The organism is Streptococcus sinensis, from assembly GCF_000767835.1.
Lineage (GTDB): Bacteria > Bacillota > Bacilli > Lactobacillales > Streptococcaceae > Streptococcus > Streptococcus sinensis.
This window is the reverse complement of record NZ_JPEN01000103.1, coordinates 66928-90457: the sequence shown is the minus strand read 5'-3', so window position 1 is coordinate 90457 and position 23530 is coordinate 66928. Positions and strand designations below refer to the sequence as shown.

General features: G+C 43.1%; 21 protein-coding genes. 1 reads left to right on the top strand and 20 read right to left on the bottom strand.

Annotated features, from left to right (window positions below):
- Window positions 1–56 precede the first annotated feature (56 nt).
- From nt5e to SSIN_RS08955, 9 genes are all read right to left on the bottom strand, one after another.
- The gene (gene nt5e / locus SSIN_RS08995) at window positions 57–2189 is read right to left on the bottom strand and encodes a cell surface ecto-5'-nucleotidase Nt5e (protein WP_037618104.1); all 2133 of its coding nucleotides are present in this window, start codon (window positions 2187–2189) and stop codon (window positions 57–59) included.
- Between the two features lie 140 nt (window positions 2190–2329).
- The gene (locus SSIN_RS08990) at window positions 2330–3598 is read right to left on the bottom strand and encodes a dihydroorotase (RefSeq protein ID WP_037618101.1); all 1269 of its coding nucleotides are present in this window, start codon (window positions 3596–3598) and stop codon (window positions 2330–2332) included.
- Window positions 3599–3610: 12 nt separating this feature from the next.
- Window positions 3611–4075: an NUDIX hydrolase gene (locus tag SSIN_RS08985; RefSeq protein WP_002904550.1), complete on the bottom strand. Its 465-nt coding sequence runs from the start codon at window positions 4073–4075 to the stop codon at window positions 3611–3613.
- 8 nt (window positions 4076–4083) lie between these two features.
- Window positions 4084–4737 carry a uracil-DNA glycosylase gene (locus SSIN_RS08980; protein ID WP_037618097.1) on the bottom strand — a complete coding sequence of 218 codons (654 nt, stop codon included), beginning with the start codon at window positions 4735–4737 and terminating at the stop codon, window positions 4084–4086.
- Between the two features lie 67 nt (window positions 4738–4804).
- Window positions 4805–6334: a glycosyltransferase family 39 protein gene (locus tag SSIN_RS08975; RefSeq protein ID WP_037618094.1), complete on the bottom strand. Its 1530-nt coding sequence runs from the start codon at window positions 6332–6334 to the stop codon at window positions 4805–4807.
- 112 nt (window positions 6335–6446) lie between these two features.
- A complete protein-coding gene (gene pyrE / locus SSIN_RS08970) occupies window positions 6447–7076 on the bottom strand; it encodes an orotate phosphoribosyltransferase (protein WP_037618092.1) in 630 nt (209 codons plus the stop codon).
- 75 nt (window positions 7077–7151) lie between these two features.
- The gene (gene pyrF / locus SSIN_RS08965; protein WP_037618089.1) at window positions 7152–7844 is read right to left on the bottom strand and encodes an orotidine-5'-phosphate decarboxylase; all 693 of its coding nucleotides are present in this window, start codon (window positions 7842–7844) and stop codon (window positions 7152–7154) included.
- 205 nt (window positions 7845–8049) lie between these two features.
- The gene (locus SSIN_RS08960) at window positions 8050–8988 is read right to left on the bottom strand and encodes a dihydroorotate dehydrogenase (protein WP_037618086.1); all 939 of its coding nucleotides are present in this window, start codon (window positions 8986–8988) and stop codon (window positions 8050–8052) included.
- A gap of 12 nt (window positions 8989–9000) precedes the next feature.
- Window positions 9001–9807, bottom strand: coding sequence for a dihydroorotate dehydrogenase electron transfer subunit (locus SSIN_RS08955; RefSeq protein ID WP_037618084.1), 807 nt, complete (start codon window positions 9805–9807; stop codon window positions 9001–9003).
- A 183-nt stretch (window positions 9808–9990) separates the two neighbouring features.
- On the opposite strand from SSIN_RS08955, the gene SSIN_RS08950 reads away from it, so the two are divergent.
- Window positions 9991–10899, top strand: a complete 909-nt coding sequence (locus SSIN_RS08950) for a LysR family transcriptional regulator (protein WP_037618083.1) — start codon at window positions 9991–9993, stop codon at window positions 10897–10899.
- A 123-nt stretch (window positions 10900–11022) separates the two neighbouring features.
- On the opposite strand, the gene csm6 is transcribed toward SSIN_RS08950, so the two are convergent.
- The 11 genes from csm6 to SSIN_RS08895 all read right to left on the bottom strand — a co-directional run bounded on the left by csm6 (window position 11023) and on the right by SSIN_RS08895 (window position 23528).
- Entirely contained in the window at window positions 11023–12336 is a 1314-nt protein-coding gene (csm6, locus tag SSIN_RS08945; protein WP_037618081.1) for a type III-A CRISPR-associated CARF protein Csm6, read from the bottom strand.
- A complete protein-coding gene (csm5, locus tag SSIN_RS08940) occupies window positions 12333–13472 on the bottom strand; it encodes a type III-A CRISPR-associated RAMP protein Csm5 (protein WP_037618079.1) in 1140 nt (379 codons plus the stop codon). Before csm5 ends, csm6 begins: the two co-directional genes overlap by 4 nt.
- Entirely contained in the window at window positions 13469–14377 is a 909-nt protein-coding gene (gene csm4, locus SSIN_RS08935) for a type III-A CRISPR-associated RAMP protein Csm4 (RefSeq protein ID WP_037618077.1), read from the bottom strand. The genes csm5 and csm4 overlap by 4 nt, the downstream gene beginning before the upstream one ends.
- Before the next feature lie 11 nt (window positions 14378–14388).
- Window positions 14389–15099, bottom strand: a complete 711-nt coding sequence (csm3, locus tag SSIN_RS08930; RefSeq protein WP_037618075.1) for a type III-A CRISPR-associated RAMP protein Csm3 — start codon at window positions 15097–15099, stop codon at window positions 14389–14391.
- Entirely contained in the window at window positions 15096–15485 is a 390-nt protein-coding gene (csm2, locus tag SSIN_RS08925) for a type III-A CRISPR-associated protein Csm2 (RefSeq protein WP_037618120.1), read from the bottom strand. Before csm2 ends, csm3 begins: the two co-directional genes overlap by 4 nt.
- Window positions 15486–15621: 136 nt before the next feature.
- Window positions 15622–17910: a type III-A CRISPR-associated protein Cas10/Csm1 gene (gene cas10 / locus SSIN_RS08920; RefSeq protein ID WP_037618073.1), complete on the bottom strand. Its 2289-nt coding sequence runs from the start codon at window positions 17908–17910 to the stop codon at window positions 15622–15624.
- Window positions 17891–18625, bottom strand: coding sequence for a CRISPR-associated endoribonuclease Cas6 (gene cas6 / locus SSIN_RS08915; RefSeq protein WP_037618072.1), 735 nt, complete (start codon window positions 18623–18625; stop codon window positions 17891–17893). Before cas6 ends, cas10 begins: the two co-directional genes overlap by 20 nt.
- A gap of 2014 nt (window positions 18626–20639) precedes the next feature.
- Window positions 20640–20966: a CRISPR-associated endonuclease Cas2 gene (cas2, locus tag SSIN_RS08910; protein WP_037618070.1), complete on the bottom strand. Its 327-nt coding sequence runs from the start codon at window positions 20964–20966 to the stop codon at window positions 20640–20642.
- On the bottom strand, window positions 20953–21915 hold the full coding sequence (cas1, locus tag SSIN_RS08905) for a CRISPR-associated endonuclease Cas1 (protein WP_244880090.1): 963 nt from the start codon (window positions 21913–21915) through the stop codon (window positions 20953–20955). The genes cas2 and cas1 overlap by 14 nt, the downstream gene beginning before the upstream one ends.
- A gap of 106 nt (window positions 21916–22021) precedes the next feature.
- Entirely contained in the window at window positions 22022–22759 is a 738-nt protein-coding gene (locus SSIN_RS08900; protein ID WP_037618066.1) for an NAD-dependent protein deacylase, read from the bottom strand.
- A complete protein-coding gene (locus tag SSIN_RS08895) occupies window positions 22752–23528 on the bottom strand; it encodes a hypothetical protein (protein ID WP_037618063.1) in 777 nt (258 codons plus the stop codon). The genes SSIN_RS08900 and SSIN_RS08895 overlap by 8 nt, the downstream gene beginning before the upstream one ends.
- Window positions 23529–23530: the final 2 nt, after the last annotated feature.

The window sequence follows — 23530 nt, the reverse complement described above, 5'->3', positions numbered from 1 at the left end:
TGTTTCTGTGGGTGACGGCTATGTCGTCATGGCTGTCTGTCCCAGCCTCATTTTTCTTAGTCTTTTTGAGTTTTTTTCAGGCTTGCTACGCCGAACGTTCCCAGAACCAATCCGAAGAGGGAAATAAGGAAAGGATTTTTGCTTCCTGTTTGCGGAAGAGTTTCTTGCTTACTTACTGCTCCTGTAGGACGAACCTGCGCTGGAGCTTGATAGGTCGGCTGGCTCAGGTGAGATGGAACTACTGAATTGCTAGGAGTCGTTGGGGTAGTAGGGCTACTTTGTTCAGGCTTAGAAGCGGCATCATTTGGATTGGTGCCTTGTTTGATCTCCTCGATGTCTGTGTAGCCATCACCATCTGTATCCTTGCTAGCAGACATAGAAATCGTGCGAGAATTAGGATTGATAACTGCATAAGCCGTCAAATCTGCACTTTCCAGATAGTCTGCAAATGCTACATCCATAGATGGCCCTTCTTCACGTGCACCACCCAGCATGGTATAACCGTCACCACCGGCTGCTAAGAAGTCGTTGGTTGTCAGGTAATAGGTCTTAGCCAGATCAAGAGCCTCATAAGCACCTGTTTCTTTATTCTTGATTTCGATGTGAAGAATACGTTTCTCTGCTGGCAGGGTTGTGTCATAGTAAACTTTAGCACCAGAGACTTGCAGGAAACCGCCACTTGGCTCTAGCAATGGTTGGCCGTTTTCATCCAAGACAGGTTTCCCATCTTTTTCTTGTAGGATTGAGCCCAAAGATTTGGCAAACATATCTGCGATATTTTGTCCGGTGACCTTGATTTGAGAAATGGTGTTACCGAAAGGCAATACAGCGATGACATTGCCCTTAGTAATTGGCTTGCCTTTAGCAATGGTTTCCCGCAGTCCGCCACCGTTGGTCACAGCCAAGTCTGTTTTGTTGGCAAAGCCTGTTTGGCCGTATTTGTAAAGGGCATCTGCTACCACATTTCCCAGATTGGTTTCTCGAACGCGGACATTTTCACGGTCACCATTAAGCTCCACAGGACTCTTGGCCACGATTACCTTGGCATTTTCTGCATCGTATTTTTCCTTAATTTTCTTAACCATCTCTGCTACAACTGGGTCTGGACTAGCTTTTTTAGCTGTTGCAGCTGGGATTTGCTGAGGATTGCCCAGAAGTTGGTTGGCTTTAAAGGTAACTTTACCGATATTATGTAAGTAGCTGCCAGTCTGATTGTAGGTCACATTTTCTCCGTAAGTGGTAGACTCAACTGTATGAGAGTGACCATCAATCACAGTAACACGTTTGCCTCTGAGCTTTTCATTTGCAGATAAGGCTGCTGCTAAAGTAGAGCCGCGCCATTCAAGTGGCGTCGTAGTATCGACACCTAAGTGAGCCAGAACAACATAGTTTTTGTAGGTCTTGCCTTCTGCTGCTGCACGCGCTTCGACCTCGTCAATCACCCGATTGACCTCTGTGATTGGATCCGCGAAGGTTACACCTTGAATGTTTTTAGGGTGGGTTTTCGTAGCTGTCTCAGGAGTGGTCACCCCAATCACAACAAACTCATCACCTTCTACATTCTTATCCTTGTCTACAATGGTTGAAGCTTGGAAAACACGTGCATTGTTGGCATAAGTATTGGAGCTGAGCAGTGGGAAATTGAGAATTTCTTTGTATTTTTTAGTTTCATCTAAACCAAAGTCAAATTCATGATTTCCGACCGCCATTGCATCATAACCGATTTCGTTCAAAATCTTCGCACGTTCTTCCCCTTTTGAACTATTTGAAATTGGCAGACCTTGGAAAGCATCACCTGCATCCACAACGAGAGTTTGAGGATTTTTCGCACGTTCTTCTTTGATGACAGCTGCAAGCTTGGCATCTCCGATAACACCTTTTTCTTCGACGATACGGCCGTGTACATCATTTGTGTGAAGAATAGTTGCCTCAGGCAAATTTGCTTCAGGAGCCGCCGCACCTGATGCATCCTGACCATTAGCAGCTATAGCTGCATTCACACTAGCTTCATCGGCAGATTCACCACTAGTCGGTGCTACTTCAGTTTCAGCTGGCTGTTGAACAGAGTCACTAAGATTTGACACTGTAGTAGCTGGTTGAACATCATCCGCCGCAACTTGATGGGCCAAAAAGGCAGGCGCCAAAAGGATTGTGGATAAAACAGGTAAAATAAGATGCTTCTTTTTCATCAATAAAAGCTCCAGTCTATGTTTTTTCTACTATTATTCTGTTTTTTTTGTAAAAGGGGAATGCTATTTCAGGTTAATCTTTTTTCTGATAAAAAAACGTTCCAAAATGACATGGAACGTTGATTTTATATGAATGTCTGCTAAGCTTGGAAGACGATTTCTCCATCACAGATGGTATATTTGATTTGTCCTTTAAGTTCTTCTCCAATAAAAGGCGAATTGGCTGCTTTGGACGCAAAGTGATCGGTGACTAAGCGGTCAGCTTTAGGATCGAAAATAGTGATGTCAGCTGGACCTTCTTCGGCCAGAAAACCAGCATTAAAATCATAGAGACTAGCTGGATTGACCGTCATTTTCTCTAACAGTTGCATGAGGCTAAGGTGTCCTGCTTCCACCAGATAGGTCAGCCCCAGAGAAAGCGAGGTCTCAAGACCAGTCATACCAGACGGCGCCTTGGTAATATCTGCAACATTTTTCTCGTCGGCATGGTGAGGTGCGTGGTCCGTCGCAATAACGGAAATGACACCCGATTTGAGCCCTTCAATGACACCTAGACGGTCAGATTCCAACCGCAAAGGCGGATTCATCTTAGCACTGCTGCCCTTGGTCAATAGCAGAGCTTCTGTCTTAGAGAAATGCTGAGGTGCTGCTTCTGCCGTTACCTGTGCTCCTAGTTTTTGGGCAAACTCGACAACATTGACACTTTCTGCCTTAGATAAATGCTGAATATGGACATGAGCTTTGGCATCATAGGCAATCATGACATCGCGAGCAATCATACTGTATTCGGCTACACCTGTCGCCCCGCAAAAATTAAAATGCTCTTTGGCGATATGTTCATTGAAGCCCAAAATACCGTTGAGTCCTGGATCTTCCTCATGCAGACAAATAAAGGTCTTATTTTTTCTGGCTTCGATCAAGGCTTCTCGAAGAACCTTTGAACTTTCCAAAGGAATCCCGTCATCTGAGAAGCCAACGGCACCAGCTGCCAAAAGAGCTTTGAAATCTGTCAAATGCTGGCCATCGAAATTCTCAGTAATGGTCGCGACCGACTTGATATGAATATTTTCACGACTGGCTGACTCCAGCACTTCTCGCAGCGTTTCAACTGTAGAAATGGTCGGATTGGTATTGGCCATCATAACGACCGTTGTAAAGCCGCCCGCTGCCGCTGCCAAAGCTCCTGTGTGAATGTCCTCCTTATGAGTCTGACCCGGCTCCCGAAAATGAACGTGAATGTCAACCAGACCGGGGGCAACGACCAAACCACTGGCATCTAAGACTTGGGCATCAGACGCTTCCAGATTTTGGCCAATTTTGAGAATTTTCTTGCCCTCCACCAGCACATCGCACACTTGATCCAGACCAGACTTAGGATCCATTACATTGCCATTCTTGATTAGTAGCATTTTGTATCTCCTTTATTCGTAAAAATCGACCTGCGTGTCGAGCAGTTTATCACCATCATAAACAAATTTGGCTGAAAAGAAGGGCTTATCCTCCAACAGCCATTCAACAAAGGTATGATCACCTTCCCAAGTCGGCTTTGAAAGAACCTGATCGTAAGGCACCCATTCCAGCGTCCCTTCATTGCAATCAATCAACTCCCCCTCAAACTCCGTTACCTTGAAAACATAGGTATACCAGTCCAAGTCGGGAGTGAATTCTGGAAAAGTAATAACACCTTTTAGGACAGGCTTGGCCTTTAGACCTGTTTCCTCTAAAATTTCGCGAGCAGCACATTCCTGCGGGGTTTCTCCTCGCTCTAGCTTACCACCGACACCAATCCACTTCCCAGCATGGACATCGTTGGGCTTTTTGTTGCGGTGCAACATGAGAAACTCACGCCCATTATCGATATAACAAATCGTTGCTAACTGAACCATACTACCTCCTATGCTAACCAATCGATTGGCTCCAAGCCTTTAGCCACTAAAAAATCGTTGGTACGAGAAAAAGGTTTACTACCAAAGAAACCACGGTAAGCAGACAGCGGACTTGGATGAGCCGACTCGATAATCAGATGTTGGGAATTGCTAATCAAGGCTTTTTTCTTGCGGGCGTAAGAACCCCAAAGGATAAAGACAACCGGATCTGACTTTGCATTAACGACCTTAATAATGGCATCCGTAAAAGGCTCCCAGATTAAGCCAGCATGGGCATTGGCCTGACCAGCAGGAACTGTCAGACCAGCATTGAGCAAGAGAACTCCTTGCTGGGCCCAGGAAGTCAAATCATGCGACTCCTTAACCCCGATATCATCTGCCAGCTCTTTAAGAATATTCTGCAAAGAAGGCGGAGCCGGAATGTCATCTGGCACAGAAAAACTCAAGCCCTGTGCCTGTCTCGGTCCGTGGTAGGGATCCTGCCCCAAAATAACCACCTTAACATCTGCTAAATCCGTCGTCTGAATGGCATTAAAAACCTTGTCGCGAGGTGGGTAAATGGTTCCTGAAGCATAAACTTCGTCTAAAAAATGATTGATTTTTGCAAAATAACCTTCCGGCAGTTGCTCCTTAATCAAAGCGTGCCAAGCTGAATGCTGCATCTTTTCTCCTTTTTATTTTACATTCTATGTTTACGAGCAAGGGGGTGACAATAGGTCTCCTTAGACCTCATTTTTTCCAAAATTTCATGCGAGTCAAGTCTAGCGGATACTGAGTTAAGCCCACAGCTGACAGAATTAGAATTTGCGGCAGAAACTGAATCAGATACCGGGTCTTCCCTCCTTCAAAAATCTGTAAAAAGAGCAAACCTCCAAAGACTGCCAAAATTAAGAAATTCAAAGAGTCATCTGGTCGGTATTTCCAAAGGGCAAAGACCAGCCCCAAAGCCATAATAATCCAAACCGCTTGCTTAAGCAGCGAATAAAAACGATAACTATCTTTATCGGAATTCAGGAAAAAATCACGAATAAACTGAGCAAGTCTATTGTCTTTTGTGCTTTCATAAAGCGGTGAAATATAGGGCGTTTTTTCATGTTCAACACTCCGATAAAGCCAGCCCAAGTTGCCTTCGGCAACCGTCAAAGATTGCTTATAATACAGGTGTTGAAGAAAAGTCAGCGGTGTATATTCCTTCAGGCGACGCTTGATTTCCTTAATGACATTTTCGGTAGCAAACATTCCATTATTGTAGTCATCCCGCTTGTCAGGATCAACATATTGCAAAAGCCCTTCCTTCATATCCTCCTGATCGTGACCAATATTAGTTAAACCCAGATTGATGAAAAGCAAGGGACCTTTGGCCAGTCCTTCTCCTTTGATAATCGGCACTTCTGTCTGATGAGCTAGACCGTAATGAAAGGGAAGATAGCTAGCAGAAAAACCAAGGCCGAATACCGTCGCAGTCAAGAAAAACTTTTTCCAGTTTTTCCTCAAAAACAGGACTCCAAAAACAGCAATCATCAGAATCATCACTGTCGGACGAATCAGAAAGGCAAGACTGGTCAGAATTCCTAGCAAGAGGCTTCTGCCAATGATTTGTCTGGTTTTTTCCTGATTTTTGAGTAAACCAAGAGCCAGAAAAATCTGCAAACTAATTAAAGGCAGAGGGGGAATATCAGTATACATGGACATGTAATAAGGTGAAAATCCGACCAGAGCCACATAGAGGGTAAATGTCGCATCTGCTACAGTCTGAGAAAAATATCTCTGACAGCCTTTGTAGAGGATCCAAGCCGCAATATTGACATAAAAAAGATTGAGTCCCTGCATAATCCAGAGAGCTGCTTCTCCAAAAAGGTTGAAGAAAAAACGCTCATAGAGAAAGAGGGGCAGATTATTGGGATTGCGCGTCAGATAGCTGGAAATAGATGACTCCTTCAGGTACTTGAAAGCCCCTGTGAAAACTACCGCCGCGTCCCGTCTAATCAAAAGCTCAGCCGATAAGAGCATGATGAGCTGAAAAAGAAGAGCTGAAAACGCTATGGCAAGCTTATGCCGCATTAGAAATTGATAGCACTTTTTAAGTTGAATACGATAATGAACTGCGAAAACAGCTATAATTCCAAAAATAATCAGAGCCAGACTATTCAAATAAGCCAAATAGACACCGAAACCAATAGCTGTAAACAACCAATGGAGACTTAGCACCAGCATGATTTTTTGCAGGATCGAAAAAGTGACATGATAAATCTTAGACATAGCTTCATTATAACAAAATCAAGGTTTTTTTGCTATTTTAAAAAGTGAACGACATCAAAAATCACCCTAAAAAGGAGACAGGGACATCCTCATCCCGCCTCCTCGTACCTTCTTAATTTTGCCAGTTTTCTTGATTGTCTTTGAACTTCTTCAATAAAGCCAATCCTTCTGCATTGATGTAGCCTTCTTGCTCGGCCAAGTGGATAAGCTCTGTATAGTTTGACAAGGTAACTAACTTCACGCCTGCATCCGCAAAGTTCTTATCCGCCTTGGGCAATTCGTAGGTGAAAATAGCTGCAGCACCGATTACATCTGCTCCTTCACGCTTGGCTGCCGCAATAGCATCCAAAACAGAGCCACCAGTGGAAATCAAATCTTCAATGACAACCATCTTTTGACCAGGAGCCACACGCCCTTCAATCTGATTACCCGCCCCGTGATCTTTTGGTTTGCTGCGGATATAAGCAAAAGGAAGATTCATCTTGTCGGCAATGATAGCGCCGTGGGGAATACCTGCCGTTGCCGTACCTGCAATCACTTCCACATCCGGAAATTCCGCACGAATCTTTTCGACAAAGCCATTTTCAATCAAAGTCCGAGTTTCTGGGTAGGCCAAAGTCACTCGGTTATCTGTGTAAATCGGTGATTTGATCCCAGAAGCCCAAGTGAAAGGCTCCTCTGGTTTCAAGTAAACTGCTTTGATTTTCAACAAGTCACGTGCAATATCGTTGGCTAAAGTCATTTCTTACTCCTTATACATCTGTTTTTTAAGCTATTCGTCTCGTTTGACGGTTTCATTTGAAAGTCTTATTCTTGCTTAGCTGTTCCACTGCCTCTTAATTTCATGATAGGCATCCCAAGGATTTTCAGCCTGAATAATTGGCCGACCCACTACAATATAATTGCTGCCAATCTGATGGGCTTCCTGTGGCGTCATAACCCGCTTTTGGTCACCGATTTCAGCACCTGCCGGCCGGATACCTGGCGTCACGCAAAGAAAATCGTCCGCCGTAGCTTCCTTGATGAGCTCAACTTCCAAGGCTGAACAAACAACCCCATCCAGCCCAGCTTCCTTGGCTTTGCGGGCATAATTTACCACCGATTCCTGCACGGTCGTTTGGATATTTTGACAGTCGCGCATATCTTCTTCACTGGTCGAAGTCAACTGGGTCACTGCTACCAATTTAGCATTGTCGCCGAGAACTTTTTTGGCCTCCCGCATCATCTCAACACCGCCAGCTGCATGAACTGTCACCATATCAATGCCGAATGTTCCCAAAACAGACATAGCTGAACGCACAGTATTAGGAATGTCGTGCAATTTCAAATCGAGGAAAATACTATGTCCCAAGCCTTTCAGATAATGCACAATTTCTGGACCAATAGCATAAAAGAATTCCATGCCGATTTTGACATACAGTTTTTCATCTTCAGGGAAATGCTCCAGAAAGTTTTTGACATCATCAAAGGATGGAAAGTCTAGGGCGATAATGGGACGTTCTTCACGCATGAGGTAGGTTCTCCTTATTATTTACTAAAAATAGCAATGATTTAAAATCATAGAAAAAACCTTGCCCGAGAGCAAGGTTACACGAAAATGTGGCAGAATCTGCCATTTTAAACGTATGCGCCTTAGAGCCTCTCTGGACTTCTTTAAAGGTTTTATCCTAATCATTCTATAATTTACTGGGAAGTTTGTCAAGAGAAAATCGAGCTTAAAGTAAATTTTCTCTGACTTCTTTTCTCAAGCTTTCTAAGCTTTCGATGCCGTATTTATCCATGGCTTGCGGCAACTTTTCTATGATGTTTGGGCAGGCATACGGGTCGGTAAAATTAGCCGTTCCGACGCCAATAGCTGATGCACCGGCGATAAACATCTCCAGCGCCGCCTCTGCCGAGTCGACTCCCCCCATACCAATAATTGGCAGTTTGGTGAACTGAGCGACCTGACGAATCAACTTGAGCGCCACAGGAAAGACAGCCGGACCAGACATGCCTCCCGTTCCATTGGCAATGATGGGCCGCTTCGTTTTCAGATCGAAGCGCATTCCCACCAAGGTATTGATCATGGTTAAGCCACTCGCACCAGCATCTTCTGCTGCTTTAGCCACTTGGGTAATATCTGCTACGCTGGGGGTCAATTTGACATAGACTGGGACTTGGGAGGCAGCAACTGCTGCTTTTACTGCTTCATAGGCTAGCTCAGGAACTTGCCCAATTAAAAGCCCCGCATTGCCGTGGTCTACATTGGGGCAGGAAATATTGAGCTCAATCGCCTTGACATTGGGGGCTTGAGAGATTTTTCCAGATACATAAGCATATTCTTCATTGGAAAAACCGGCCACATTGGCAATAATCGGCAAATCTGGATAGTGCTTGGCCAGCCAAGGAAGTTTTTCAGCCAAAACGGCATCGACACCTGGATTTTGGAGGCCGATAGCATTGAGCATACCAGCTGGCGTCTCAGCCACACGGGGAGTTGGATTGCCAAAGCGGGGATTTTGTGTCGTCGCTTTGATCATAATCGAGCCCAGCAAGTCCAAGTCATAATATTTGGCATATTCCTGACCAAAACCAAAACAGCCTGAAGCTGGGATGATTGGATTTTTCAGCTCTAATCCTGGCAGAGAAATTTTCAAACGATTTTCAGTCATTTATTTATCCTCCTAAAGCACGATGGTTCCAGTCTCAAAAACTGGTCCATCTTCGCAAACCCGCTTATTGACCGCTTCATCCTGACCTGCTACATGAACGACGCAAGCGTAGCAGGCGCCCATGCCACAAGCCATGCGAGACTCCATTGATAGATAGGCATGGGGATGATCGTGAAATTTCCAATCCACATACTGGAGCATACCGGGCGCGCCACAAGAATATACCGCAGCAAACTCTTCTGTCTGCTCGTCGACAATCGTTGATACATAGCCCTTTTGACCATAACTGCCATCATCTGTAGTGATAAACAACTGACTACACTTACGAAATTCTTCTTCCAAAATAACCGCAGATTGATTGGCAAAGCCTAATACTGCTGTAACGTGGGCACCCTTAGCATGAAGGTCTTTCGCCGTTTGCAAGAGAGGAGGCACACCGATACCACCACCGATGATCAAGACCTTGTCGCCCTTTTCTACTGGAGACAAATCAAAGCCATTTCCCTGAGGTCCCATGACATCGAGGTAACTACCAACAGGAAGCTGAGAGAAAATGGCTGTCCCACCACCTTCAACCCGATAGATAATCCGGCAGATCTCCTGCTCCCGGTCAATCTCCGATATGGAAATCGGACGCCGCAGCAGCTTGCTATCATCTGGCACTCGGATATGCAGGAATTGCCCAACCTGCATCTGACTCACCATCTGGCCTCTCAGACGCATTGAAAAAATTTGAGGCGCAATTTCTACTTGCTCCAGCAGCTCCATTTGCTCCAGCATAATCTTGCCAAATCTCTTTTTACAACTGTCACTAACCATGACAACCTCACTTTCTACAAGAAAAAACCTCGCCGCAGCAAGGTTTTACAAAAGAAAGGCACTTGAGCCTTCTGTTCTTTTTCCGTTTCCTTGCAGTCTCTCTGGACTTCCTTAAAGGTTGAATTTAAAATATTTTACAACTTAAACCGTGTTTTGTCAATGCTAATATGATAAAATAGACCTATGAGAATTCAACAATTACACTATATTATCAAAATCGTCGAGACTGGCAGCATGAACGAAGCTGCCAAGCAACTTTTTATCACCCAGCCTAGCCTATCCAATGCCGTGCGGGATCTAGAAAATGAAATGGGTATTAACATCTTCATCCGCAATCCCAAAGGCATTACCCTGACCAAGGACGGTATGGAGTTTCTTTCTTATGCCCGCCAAGTGGTAGAGCAGACCCAGCTTCTGGAGGAACGCTATAAAAACCCTGTCGCCAATCGCGAGCTTTTCAGCGTTTCGTCCCAGCACTATGCCTTTGTGGTCAACGCTTTCGTGTCACTCCTCAAAAAAAGCGACATGGAAAAATACGAACTCTTCCTGCGGGAGACTCGGACTTGGGAAATCATTGACGATGTGAAAAACTTCCGCAGCGAAATCGGCGTCCTCTTCCTTAACAGCTATAACCGCGATGTCCTATCCAAAATGCTGGACGACAGCCATCTGATCGCGACCCATCTCTTCACGGCGCAGCCCCATATCTTTGTCAGCAAGTCCAACCCGCTGGCCAAGAAGAAACTGGTACAACTATCCGACTTGGAGAATTTCCCTTATCTCAGCTATGACCAAGGTACGCATAACTCCTTTTACTTTTCTGAGGAAATCCTCTCACAGGAGCACCACAAAAAGTCTATCGTGGTCAGCGACCGTGCAACCCTCTTTAACCTCTTGATTGGTCTGGATGGCTACACCATCGCCACCGGTATTCTCAACAGCAACCTTAACGGCGACAATATCGTTTCCATCCCTCTGGACATCGATGACCCGATCGAGCTGGTCTATATCCAGCACGAAAAAGCCAGCCTGTCCAAGATGGGAGAGCGCTTTATCGAGTATCTGATTGAGGAAGTACAGTTTGATAAGTAAAGCAAAACACCTAGAAGCAGGCAGCTTACTGCAGGCTCTAGGTGTTTTTTCTATTTTTGAGACTTGGTTTCCCTATAAGGTCTACCAGCTAGGGAGGAAAGAGATAAGGAATGTGAGAATCTATTAAAGATATCTGATTAACTCTTGATTCTTTGTGTCATAATAATCAAAATATTTCTGATAGGCAGAGTCATTTATATGAGAATAAGCTGCAGTGACCAACTCTTTCAAACCTTTCACTAATTCATCCAATTCCTCTTGCTCCACTGAGATTTCAGCCAGACCATGAGCGACTTGGTTTCTTTGAGGATTTACATCCTGAACTTTAGAAATTGGAGTTTCAAATTCAGAATATTCATGATAATGGTTAAGAATTTTAATCATATCAAAGATATTAATTCTCTTAATTTTTTTAATTACTTCTAAATCTGGGTGTCTTCTTTCAATCACAGATTTTAAGATAAACTCCGCAAAGGATTTTGCCTTGACTAGCACATCAGTCACTTGACCTCTACGGTTTAGAATATCAATCATCAGATAATAATTTAACACTTTTTGAAACTCATCCGTTTCACCACATTTCAAATCAGCATCAGCTGCAAGCTCTTCAAGAACTCCCTGTTTTTGAAAAACACTAATCATGTTTTCTAATATATGTTTTGAATTTTCTTGATCTTGTTTATTAGAAATGATATCGGGACTTGCCTTTAATATATCTAACGCCGCTTTGTATTCATACTTCAAAATGAAATCTTTATAGGTCCGTTGTAGTAAATTATTTTTAAACTTCTTTCCTTTTTCAATCCCCAACTGACGATTGTCTTTATAATCTGAGGCTTGTTTTTCCAAAAAATATTTAAAGGTAGCAGTTTCAAACCAGGGAGCTCCTTGGTTTGATTGATTTGTCTTTTCACTTCTTGGAGAATTCACCCGAGCAAGCCTTGTGTCATAATCCTTGACAAAATTGATAGCATACATAGCAGCTTGACACTGTGGAGTGCCACTCGTCACATTTAAAACATAATTCCCTTGTGACATATCTTCTCTGTTAAGAATTTCTTCCACGAATTTATACATTGTATCAAATTCGTGAATCCCTTCTTTTACATGTTCATTCTGTATCACTGGAGCTTCTTTTCCATCGTAAACAGCTTGAACAGCTGCTTCAAAGTTTTCCTGTTTTACCTTCATCTCGTCACTATATATCACAATAATTTTGTCAGGTAATTCATTTTTTATAATAAAAAGAGCAGCACCGTCTGATATCCTTAGTTTATAGTCATCATTTTCATAGTTTTTTACTGAAGCTACAGTCAACTCCTGTCCGAAGTTAGGTCTAAATCTTTTTTGACGACCATCTACATTATCTTGTTTTGTATCCACAAATTCAACACCAATCGGATCATACTGACTGATAAATGTGATTAATGTCTTCATCTTGTACCTACCTCCATAATCGTAAAACAGGTTTTGCCCATTTCATAGAAATTATCTGTATTCTTAATTAATTCTATTTCACCTTCAATAGTTGTTAAAACTTGCTGGGGTGCCTTTGTCAATTTTAGAGCCCCTCGTCCAGACATTTTCTCATGTCGTTGTTGAACTTCGCCATCCGCCTGCCTAAAAACTGTTTTGGTCCAAGCACCACTTCCACCACCTAGATAGAGGGGATAGGATTCATTGTTCTGAATTAAATGATTAGGAAATTTCTTTAGAAAGAAATCTTCGTAGCCTTCATAGGCTTCATCTTCTGTCACTCCAAAGTAAAATTTTTGTGCATATTCTCCAAGAGAAGCAACGAGCTCACCGGCTCTTCCACCTTCAAAACCTGAAGCGGTAATGATTTCAAATTCCATCTTAGTTCCAGGTCTCAGAGCTTCACGATAGATACTTAGTGAATGCGGCTTTGTATCTTTATCTGGACTAAAATCCCACTTTTGAACAAGAATTAAATCATCATTTGTCAAAGGCTGACTATCTGAGACACGAATTTCATTAAAAATATCATCAAAAGGTTTTATTTTTTCATGTCTCTGTCGTCTAGTTGGTCCCCAAGGAATCGCTTTCTTATTTTCAACGATTTTGCCTTTTTTATTTTCCTGCTTAAAATTCGTTGAGTGCCAATGCGTATTCATCAAAATAGTGCGAATAGCACCTTTAAGAGAGCTGCCCGGGATATAAGGGTTACCGTAACAATCTCTCATAAATTGATGAACACCATTGATTTCTCCTGAGTCTGTCGTTTCCTGATTTCGGGTTGCATAGTCTCCTTTAGGCTTTTCAAGTCCTGTTGCTTTAAGTCTATATCCCCCAAAATCACGTTTCGTTATGCCATGCTCAGCTAGAAAATCACTTATTCGATTGGTTTTATTATCAGAGTCAATTAAGAACTTTTGAAATTTTTCATCAATTCCTTGTTTGATAAATTCGTCATAAAGCAGAGTCATATCTGGAAAATAATATTCATCACCTTCAAGGATATACTCACGAGCGGTATGAAGCAGACCACTCCCGATATGCACTGGCCCTAAAGTCCACAGGGTCAACTTGAATTTCCTATATTCTGTCTTCATTTGGATTCCTCCAATATATAAAATAAGGGTTTAGCATAATGCCAGACTGGATGAGGAAACTCATTACTTGGTCTGACATCACAGATTTGACCATTATACGTTTTGGAAAAGGTTGAACCTGCCTTAAAAGTGTAAAGATTCTGCTTGCGAAAGTTAGATACCGTCTCCTCACTAAATGCAAAGCCACTTACCTTTTTCAGTAAGTAACGCCCCTCATTCATTGCTATTTCCAAATCACTATCTACCGGCAAGGAAGTTGTCAAAGTCATTACTTTGCCTGTATGGTTAACAGTTAATTTTTCCAAAAAATCCAGTGGCTGGGCAACAGTTTTATCCAAAATAAAACCACCGTAACCACTACTACGCTTCCCTCCGATGCCACTGAACTGAAGACTTTCCAACAACCGATCCAACAAATCAGATTGATTGGCTATAAAATACAGACTGCTTTTATCAAAGTGAACTGAAGCAACTTGATAAAGATTTCCATCTTGGAAGGGCTGGTTTTTTGTGTTAACTGATTTTGTAGCCAGATATTCACCGATGATACTATTTCCAGATAGAAAACAGTCAAAATCCCCCAGCTTAATAAAAGCTAATTTTTTTGCTTTTTTTGCTTCTTCCCGCTGTTTGATAATATCTTCACTTCGGTTGACTTTATCTAATAATGGATAGCCGATAGGCTTGGGGAGATAGGGAACTTCATTATAGGGGAAAGCATCAGTCAGCACAAAATCCTCTTGTCGAGATAAATTCTCAAACTCATCTAAGACCCCCGCCTTGATAGCTTCAAGCACTAAGGCAGAGTAAAGACGGGCTGCCGTGAAAGTCATGACCGAATCATCCAAATGACCTTCACCAAAATGAGCAGACTTAAAATCTAATTTATAGAGTTGATAGGCCATAGCAGATCTCCTTACTTAATTTCTGAATCTGGGGTCTCTGCACTTCCTCCACCATCGGACTCATCCTTAGTAAATGGTTTCAGGGCTTTTTTAATCCTATTCTCATTAAATTTACCAAAGACAGTCTTAACCTCAAAGTCTTTAAAACACACTTTACCATAGCCACGACTGCCAGAACCTCCTAAGTAATCCCATTCTAACAATTCAAAACCAGCTTTGAGAATTTCCATATCCTTTTCGACCTCAGTGAGTTCTTTCTCCTGAATAGAATAGATAATCTCAAAAGCAAATTGACTTTCACGGATCGCTCTCTCAACTTGTCGAGGAGTTGCTTCAGCAGTAATACGATTGATCGTATTTTCAAACTTAACTTCTGTGTAAGTAGATACCCTTTTACCTAGCTCTTCTTTGTTGTTTAAAAAGGCATCTCGAAAAACTAAGCGGCCAATTTTATAAGTTTTTGAATTTCCAAAAAGACGGCTAATTTCCAAACTATCTTTACTTAACTTATCACTTGTATTGTTATTATAGTCTGTCCGATAAAGCAAGCTGCGCATTTTTCCTTTTAAAGTGGAGCCAGGAATATAGGGAAGATTCGTAAGGGGGTCTTTGATAATAGGATTATTGGTAGCACCAATAGCTGCAAAGGCATTACTGGTTCCAATATGAAGGCCGCTTTTCAGCTCAATAATTCCTGAAATTTTTACTTTTGAATAGGTCATTGATCTCTTCCTCCGTTGAATTTAAAATATGCAATCAAAGCTTCCATATACCGACAGAAACGCTGCAAACTAGGTATATCCTTAATTTCTTTCAACGCTTCTAATAAACCTGCTTTTTTAACAAAATCTTCTACAGCTGGTTCTCTTCCAGATTGGTAAACAAACTGAATCCTCAAATAGGAAATTTTTTCTCTTAATTCCTCAATATCATTTTTGGTTTTACTTTCGTCAAAAAGATTACTGGTCAAAGCAGCTAAATTACGAATTTGTGTACTGGTTAAATTGAATTTTATCTTACCTTTATTTTGCCCTACTTCATATTTCCCTGAATTTTTTAACTTATGAATGACCTTCTCCGCATTATCGACATAATCATCCGTCAAAATAGGCGGTTCAATCTTGAACTTTTGCGACTTAAGTTCATTATTTTGATTGCTAAAACTGTCTTGATTATGATTAACTTGATTTTGCTTTCTACCATTATTTTGCTTATTCTGATTATTTTCGTACGGTGCCATCTTTTTATACCTTTCTAATCTCATATAGATAGTAGATGAGAGCGAACTCTGCTTCTCTCTGTGTTTTACTGCTGCTCTTGTACCAATTCCAAAAAGCATTTTTAAATTCTCTGAAATGTTCCTTCTCCTCTTTGCTGGCTTCATCTTCCATTCGCGCCAGTAGGTAGGCTAAGCGGGCAACATTCATCCTTCTATCATCAGAAGAACCGTGTGACTTATACATTTCTTTATCATTAAGTTGCAAAAGTTCAACCAAGCGATAGAGAAAATTGATACCCCGCTCCTTCTGACCAGAGAAATATTTCCGAATATCCTTCAATTTCCCTTTGTAAATCTCATTAATAAAGTCATCAAACTTGAAAGTGTACCGCTCATTGAAAAGAGAAACACTATCTTTACCATTGTCCTTGGCGGCCTCTTCAAGTTGTCCAGCATCCAAAGCCATCAGATGAATCGGAGTTTTGTCTGGATAAAGCCCAACACCTGCCGATAAGGTCAGCTTCCCATTTGTAAAAGCAATAAATTTCTGCCTAATATCCACCGCAAAATCTATAACATCCTGCCAGCTGCCAATCGCAAATACATCATCACCACCTGCATAGATAATCGTCAAATTCTTATCCTTTGCAAATTGGTTAATGTGAAACTTAAAGAAAAGACTCATCTGCTGAGAAAATACAGCAGAGCGAGCAAGAGTATTATAGCTTCCACCTTCCTGCTTAGAAAATCCAGCCATAAAAGCTGCACCTAGATTGTCTACATCCAAACGCAAAACGGCCAGTCGCTTAATTCCCTTAGCTACTCCCTCATTTCCTTCGATTTCTTTTTGAGATAGACCTGCATAGTCTTCAATATTCGCTACCTGACGGTCTCCTATAAAGACGTGAATAGCAGCATTATTCGTAGAAAATTTATTTTTCACATATAAACGACCAGAGGTGGAAATATCATCTTCATCCACAGCCAGCAATACAGCTTTAGGGCCAATCGGCAGTCCTTCTTCTCCCTCTACAATTTTAAAATAATAATAGTCTTCCTTTTCAGTATCGTCAAAAGTATGAATTTTAGCAGCAAAACCTCTAAGCTCTCGACAAATAGGACAAAGATTTTGTACATCCTCACCACCTATCCGCAGCATCTCAATCTCCCCAACTGCATGGCAAATCTCACACTCTCGTTCAGACTGCTTACCGCCCTTATTGAGATCTCGCAGGGTATTTGCATCGTAGCGAGATATTTTCTTTTCAGAAATCATCCGACTAGTTTCTTGGTAAATCTCGCGATAATGTTGTAGATAGCTAGCAACCGAGCCACAATGGTACTTCATAATCTGTTCTGCTGCAAATGGTGCCCAACCAAAAGCAACATAAAGACCCGTCTGAAAATGCTTCAAGAGGAAACTGTTAAATTCTATTTCAAATTGCTCCAAAGCTGCCACTGTAGCTTCTGTATTGGGTAGAACGAAATAGGCGTGGCCACCACCGACATAAAGGGCATTGGCGCGTGATAGCGCCAACTTCTCCAAGAGACTATCCACAATATTTTCACTCATAAATTCCAGATAAAGACTGCGAGCTTTGAGTTGCTTAGCAGCCCCTTTGCTGGCGATATTATAGATAAAGTCTTGAATGCCAGACAAATCAAAACTAGCTAGTAAGAAGGCTGATTCTCTATAAAATTTGGATTCATCATCTAGTAGAGTATATTGGCCTTGACTTTTCAGATAATCAAAAATCGCAGTAGAAAAAGCAACTGTTAATCTACTATGCTCTGCTAGAGAAAGATCTCCCAGCTCCTTGTCACCAGGAAGTAGAGGTACTTTCGAAAACAACCTCCGCCAAAGATTGAAAAAGAATGGCAAGCTTTCTTCCTCTAAGGGAAGTTGTTGCAGTTTTTCAGTCAAAATATTCAGCAGTTCCTCATAGCAGTCTTGACTAATATTAACTACTTCGTGGCTGGCAATATTGAGTTCACTATTATCTGTCAGAACTTCAAATTTCTGATAACGAGAACCCTTGTCCTCTTTGAAAGCATTAAAAATATCTGCTTGAGGGTAGAAAAGTTTATCTGACATAACCTTTCTATCATCTGGTAAACCACTTGCAATACGATCTGCTAAGCTAACGATCTTTCCTGCTCTGCTATCTTCATACAAATCCAGCTGAGGAAGTTGTTCCTTTAACCATGCTTTTCCTAAGTCTATATCATCAGACTGGCCAAGTGAGCGACTGACAATACGGCCAAGATTGTGAAACAAGGCACAGTAAATCAAATCAATCTTTTCTTTCTTCAATTCTCATCCCTCCCATTCCTAGGCTACACTTTGTGCCGACGCCGGCATATTCACCAAATTTTAGGAGCATCTGCGCATAAGCTTTGAGCGTGGATGCTCCCTTTATCTGTATCGTTACCCTGCCCTCAAAGGCGGGGTATTTTCGTCCATGAATTGGAAAATAATGACTTTTTAGATGATAGCTGGTGATTTGGCTATGGTCTGCTAAAAACTGTAGGGTCTCCTCTTCGATTTCCGCTCTCCCTTCCACCAGTCGACTGTATTTTTGCATCAAACTTTGAAAAATCAGGCGCGTGTCTGGAAATAGCACAAACTGCCCCTGACGCTTAAAGGTCGTTGGCGTATAAAAATGGACGCGTATCAGGTGGGAGGCATCATCATCTTGGTAAATATCCAGCAAGGTCTGCTGGGACAAGGAGTGGATTTCCACCTTTTTGACAAGGATTTCCTCAGCATAGCTCTCTAGCTTGATGGTTTCCAGGTTTAATAAAGGAGCTAGCATTTGCTGTTCCGCCTCTTCTGAAAGCAAATTGACAACCCACACCGACTCATCGCGCGTGGAGCACAGATTCAGCGAGTAGGGATTGGTCTCCTGCTCATGGAGAAAGGTCGCAAAGTCTGGTGAAATCTGCGCCATCAAAAAGCCCTGAAGCTTACTGACCAATTCTTCGTCTTTTAGTCTTGTCTTTGATAAATGTAACTCTACTTTCTTCACACGCTCTCCTCTCTATACTGCAAAAGCGCCCGAAAAAGGCAAAAGTATGTTTCACCGATTTCATGGCGCCCTTTAGAACGATTATTATTTACTGATCTTATTATATCAACTTTTGAAAACGTTGTCAATATTTTTTGAAGCATTTTAAAAAAAGCTTAAACAGTCAAGATCCTTCTTTCTTGGCAAAGCAAGAAGCTGAGGGAAAGTAAAAAAGCCCCCGTCCACTCTGTCCCCTTGCGAGGATTGGGGGGGAGCTAACTAAGGCCAATACTTCTGTAGACAATGAAAAGGCGGTTTCCGTCCCCTCTCGAGGATTAGGGGGGGTCTAACAAAATACGAAAGTCGAACCTTAACTGATTTTCTGTTTCCGTCCCCTCTCGAGGATTGGGGGGCTCTAACGAACACATCAACCACATAAGCGACATCGTGCGAAAGTTTCCGTCCCCTCGCGAGGATTAGGGGGGCTAACTCATGAATCAAATTTATTTGAAATTTTAAATGAGTTTCCGTACCCTCTCGAGGATTGGGGAGGTCTAACATACCACAAAGGAGACAGAGAGTGAACAAAGCTAAGTTTCCGTACCCTCGCGAGGATTTGGGGGGTTCTAACTTAGGCTATACGATACCTTATCCAATATGTGTCAGTTTCCGTCCCCTCTCGAGGATTAGGGGGGTTCTAACCTTCTAATCAGCCAACTCCTGCGTTCGATGAACTTACGTTTCCGTACCCTCGCGAGGATTGAGGGGGTTCTAACGAACTGGGAGCGTGACAACTGGCGACTTGGGAATGTGTTTCCGTCCCCTCGCGAGGATTGGGGGGTCTAACGAGAAGATAGTGGCTGTCCTTCTGGCGGGGAGTCTGCGTTTCCGTCCCCTCGCGAGGATTATGGGGGGTCTAATGTATAGATTTTTTTCCGAGGAGGAGTAAAAATGGTTTTCCGTACCCTCGCGAGGATTGTGGGGGGCTAACGGTCTTGGGTCAGAACATCGTACAGCTATTTTTCCGTTTCCGTACCCTCTCGAGGATTAGGGGGGATCTAACATAAGGGAGATGAGTTCGTTGTATCTTACTTGTTAGTTTCCGTACCCTCGCGAGGATTAGGGGGGGTCTAACAGATTTCTTGCGAATTTCTAACGCTAAAGATAAGTTTCCGTACCCTCGCGAGGATTGGGGGGGTCTAACCAGTACCTCACTGGGATAGCGCCGCAGAACGGTAGGTTTACGTCCCCTCTCGAGGATTCTTTGGGGTCTAACATACCAGCTGGTCTGGACAGAAGAAGATGCAGGTTTCCATCCCCTCGCGAGGTATGTGGAAGAGTCTAGCTCAAGTTCTTTAATTCGATGATAACCTATAAAACTTATGTTTCCGTCCCCTCGCGAGGATTAGGGGGGATCTAACCCAAGACCTGTCAGGACAACAAGTTCTGGCATTTAAGTTTCCGTACCCTCTCGAGGATTAGGGGGGTTCTAACATTCGAATCACTAGATCAAGCTATCGAATGGTGTACGTTTCCGTACCCTCTCGAGGATTGTGGGGGGGGGCTAACATGTGGGGAGTTGAGCGCAGAAGCCCAGGAACACTGTTTCCGTACCCTCGCGAGGATGTGGGGGGGGCTAACGCACGAACTTTTAATTTATGTACCTCAACATAATGGTTTCCGTCCCCTCTCGAGGATTTTTGGGGGTCTAACTTACGGTGGCTGGTACTTCCGTCTCTTTGAATTTGGTTTCCGTCCCCTCGCGAGGATTTTGGGGGGTCTAACGAACGAAGATTCCGAGGAAGGCGACGAATTCCTCCGTTTCCGTCCCCTCGCGAGGATTGTGGGGGTTCTAACTGATGACTCCAGAAGAGTATGCTAAACAGGTTAAGTTTCCGTCCCCTCGCGAGGATTGTGGGGGTTCTAACAGCATATCTTGTATAAAGCCTCAGAAGACCCCTACCACATCTAGCACCCCTTAGAAACTAGCTAAAACCTAGCTCCATTATACCACGTCTCGCTCAGAAACAAAAGCTTAAAAGAACAAAATATCCTCTAGCAACTCCGCGCCTTCATGAGGATTAAAAACAATCCTCTCTTCCTTATGCCCCAGATAGATAATGATATTGTCCCCTTCTTCTGCCTGATAAAAGGCTCTCAGCTCTCTCACCAGGCAGTCAAAGTCCAGCTTCTCAAGGGCCAGCTCAAAGCAGGAGCGCTGAACCCTCACGCCATAGCCTTCCAAAAGCTTTGCCAGCTTCAAGCGCCGCTTATTGCTGACGATATCGTAAATAACCAGACAAAATTTTGTTTTCTTTCTGGCAAACTCTTTTTCATCATCATTAAGATTAAAGAAGACCATCTTTCCCTCCTCCCGTATAGCTAGACACATACTCAGCTGGATCCAAGGCTTCAAAGCTTCGGATCAAGGATTTGATTTGCTGATCCGCCGCATATAGAAAAGTGTAGCGATTCTTATCCAGCTCGACATAGTGATGAATCTCCAAGATCCTCTCCCTCATAGCCCGAGAAAAGATCTCGATTCCTTCAGGCGTCAAAAAGATACCATCTTCCTTTTCAATGAAATGCTCTTCAAGAATTTCCTGACGGTTGACCAGCCCCAGCACCGTATCATCCACGATCACCGGCCGCCATTCCTCCATCAAGTCACTCGCCAAGACAGCATGATGGTCATGTGGCTGATGCATCACTCCAAAGCCCAAGCTCAGACCATTCTTGCGAATCAAGCCCATAAAGCAAGAATAAAGAATAGAGTAGCCAAAGTTTAGCAGGGTATTAAACTTGTCCATAGCTGGCCTCCGACTCCGACCAGAAAAATGAAAGCCATCAATGACCAGTAGGTTCAAGAGGTAAAAGTAGGATTTTGCCAGTCGCCCTTCGATTCCCATAATCTCTGCGATGCTTCTCGCTTGCTCGATATGTACCATCCCATCACTAAAGCGTTTGAAATCCTCCTGATCCAGCAAGTCATTTTCGTCAAAAGCTTGGAGCAAATTGAGCTGGTTGTCTATCTTGGCAGCAGCGATTTTCCGAGCAATGCCCAAGCAAAAGTCCGAGTCAAAAGCTGCCCGAGCCTGACTGCGCTGCTTTTCAAAATCCTCCTTCCTAAAGGAATCAAGGGAAAATAGAAACTCTCCCTTGCTCGAGAAATAGAACACAAAAATATCTCTAGTGGCCAAGGCTTTCAGTAGCTGAGTAGACAGCTGAGCATTGCCAAAGACCAAGATATTGTCAATCAGATTGAAGGAAATTTCCTTCAAAAGGATGTGCTCCTCATTTCGTACAAGCACACGCTGCTCCCTCACCGACAAGCTACAAGACGAATGTTGAATATATAAATCAGCCATAAAACCCTAAATATCTCTCACAAATAAACTTTCCCATTGAAAAACTCTTTTAGTCTCCCTGTCTCAACTGCGCAAACACTTCCCCAATCTTGCCTTCGATGACGAGGTCAGCTTGCTTATCCTGAGGAATACTGGTCTTGTTGATGACGACCAGATGCTTGCCAGCAAAGTACTGGATGAGACTAGCTGCGGGATAGACCACCAAGGAAGTTCCCCCGATGATCAACAAGTCGGCTTGATGAATGGCCTGCGCGGCTTGCTGGAAAGTCTCCATATCCAAAGGCTCTTCATAGAGGGTCACATCGGGCTTGATCATGCCGCCGCAGTCAGAGCAGTAAGGCACCGTCCCAGGCAGAGCTAGAAATGCCTCCAAGTCGTAAAAACGCTGACAGTTTAGACAGAAATTTCTATCCGCACTCCCATGCAACTTTAGAACCTTTTTTGAACCAGCTATTTCGTGCAGACTGTCAATATTTTGCGTCACCACAGCTTTGAGCTTACCTGTCTCCTCCAGATAAGCCAGATAGGTGTGAGCCACATTGGGCTTGGCATCTGGATAGAGCAGGTATTTCTTGTAAAAGTCGAAAAACTCCTGTGGATAGCGCTCAAACATGGTGTGCGAAACCAGCTGCTCTGCCGTAAAATGCCGCCCCAGCTTGACACTATAAATCCCATCCGAACTACGAAAGTCAGGTATATTGGACTCGGTCGAGACACCCGCCCCACCGAAAAAGACAATATGCTGACTTTGGTCAATCATGTCTTGCAACTGCTGTATTTTATCCATTTTCCTCTCCTGTCAATAAAGCTCTAACCAAGCGGTTTGCCTCATCAAAATAGAAATCTTCACGATCGTAGACAATCCCTGTGAAGCGTGCCAAATCCACCAAAATCTCCATAAAATGCTGAGACGAAAAGCCAGTTGTTCGATACAATTCCATCTCATCAAAAGGCTTAATCAAATGAGCCAGCGGATTTCGGACTGACTTTTCCAACTCGCGCAGCTGTCTGACCTCTTCTTTGACAGACTCTGGCAGATCTAAGCACAGAATCAGCTCTGTCAGACTGGATGAGTTGACCGTGCTTTCTGCATGAAAATCCTGCAAGACTGCATAATCTGACTCCCGCATCCGTTCAAACTTCCAGCGATCATAGCTGGCCTCACGGGAATTATGAATAAAGTGCTCAATATCAGGAATTTCTAGCTTAATCAAGCGCATGAAAATCCGATAAATCGCTGGACTGACCGCTCGAATGAAGTCAATAATCTGCTCATTGCGCAGCTTGGCTTCCAAATCGTAGAGATAGTTGGCCAGCTGTTCATCAGCCAAATCGGTATGACAAAAAAGCTGAAAACCACTTTGCATCTGCAAAGCAGTCTTCAACTCTTCATCCATGGCTGGCAGAATATTGAGCTCTCTGCGCTCTGCCAGAATATGCAACAATTTTGTCAAAAGGGATGAACCGTTTATCAACTGTTGCGCCAGCTTATAGGCATAAGCATAGTCATAACGGGAAATCGCAAAGAGAATTTCCTCTTTTAAATCTAGATTCATGC